The sequence below is a fragment of the Pseudoxanthomonas taiwanensis genome (assembly GCF_010093135.1).
GTDB classification, from domain to species: domain Bacteria; phylum Pseudomonadota; class Gammaproteobacteria; order Xanthomonadales; family Xanthomonadaceae; genus Pseudoxanthomonas; species Pseudoxanthomonas taiwanensis.
In genome coordinates, this window is the sequence record NZ_PDWK01000137.1 from 1 (window position 1) to 1,518 (window position 1,518).

Sequence of the window (1,518 nt, forward strand, 5' to 3'; positions counted from 1 at the left end):
GCTGTGGCTGGCCCCCGCGCTGCCCGCCCTGGCCGCGTCCGCGCGGCTGGACGGCCTGCCGCTGCTGCAGCGCTTCGGCCAGGGCCAGCTGCCGGGAGCACCCAGCTATTCGGCGGCGGGCGTGGACTCGGAGGGCACCCTGTACGTGGGCAGCAGCGGCGGGGTGATGGTCTACCGCAGCGGCGACTGGGGCTGGTCGCGCTGCCGCGCAGGACCGGGGACTATTCGCTGCTGGTGGCTCCGGGCGACCGGGTGTTCGTGGCCGGCGTGGGCGTGTTCGGGCGCCTGCACCAGCTGCCCGACGGGCGCTTCCGCTTCGAGGACCTGATCGGCCGCCTGGGCGCGATACCGCCGGGCGTGCGTGGCCACGCCTTCTACGACCTGGTGGAGGCTGCGGGGGACGTGTACGTCCGCAACGACGCCACCCTGTTCCGCATCGGGCCCGATGGCAGCCTGTGGCGGACGCCGCTGCCGGACGGCCTGGGCAGCCGCCTGTTCAGTGCCGGTGGACGCCTGTACGGGATGCTGGCCGGGGCCGGGCTGTGCCGGCTGGTGGATGGGCGCTTCGAGCCGGTGCGCGGCGGCGAGGCCCTGGCCGACGTCGGCGTGGCGGGGGTGTGGCCGCACCGGGACGGCCTGCTGGTCGCCTCCGGGCAGGGCTTCCACCGGGTGGACGCAGGCGGGGTGCACCGCCTGGGCGTGCCGGCCGATGCGCTGCTGCAGCGCCACCGCCCGTATTCCGGCACGCGCCTGCGCGACGGCTCGCTGGCGCTCAGCGCCGACGACGGCAGTCTGCTCCACGTGTCCGCCGACCTGGCCCATGGCCGGATCTACCCGGTGGGCAGGGACGTGGCGTTCGACTTCACCACCGATCCGGAGGGCTGGCTGTGGGTGGTGACTGAGGCCGAGCTGGTCCGCCTGCGCCTGCCCGCGCCCGGGACCGTGTACGACCAGCGCCACGGCCTGGAGCGGCGCCTGTTCGACTTCGCCTACTTCGACGGCGCGCGGTGGGTGGCCTCCACCGGCGTGCTGCGTGCCCGGCCGGCGGCCGATGGCGGCGTGCCGGTCTTCGAGCCGCTGCCCTGGCCCCGGTACCGCTACGAGGTGCTGGCGCTGCTGGCCACGCCCGAGGGGCTGCTGATCGGCACCCGCCGCGGCCTGGCCCTGCTGGCGCCCGGCATGCGCTCGCCGCGCTGGCTGCTCGGCCCCGATCCCGGAATCGCCATCCGCCTGCTGGAGCCATCGCCGTTCGATCCGGACCGGGTGCTGGCGGTCGGCGGCGGCAGCGCGATGTGGCTGGTGCGTCGCGACGGCGCCTGGCGGGTGCAGGCGCAGTGGAGGACGCCGGTGGGCGGACACAACGGCCTGGTCCAGCTGGCGCGCGACGAGGCCTAGCAGCTTGTTGAAATTCTCCCGCGCCAGAGCTTGCTTTCAAGCCCTCTGTTTGCGATATCGACCTCAGCCATAGTGGAGGGCGTGGGATGCGCGGTGCAGACGTCACTCAGGAATCGTTGTTCA

Annotated in this window: 2 protein-coding genes; both read left to right on the forward strand. The window is 74.1% G+C overall.

All coding sequences use genetic code 11. The features are described 5' to 3' along the window. The coding region (locus CR938_RS14230) for a hypothetical protein (RefSeq protein WP_162125610.1) at positions 1–328 on the forward strand (328 nt) is incomplete at its 5' end. Beyond that, a complete protein-coding gene (locus CR938_RS14235; RefSeq protein WP_162125611.1) occupies positions 235–1,395 on the forward strand; it encodes a hypothetical protein in 1,161 nt (386 codons plus the stop codon). The genes CR938_RS14230 and CR938_RS14235, both read left to right, overlap by 94 nt. Positions 1,396–1,518 lie beyond the last annotated feature (123 nt).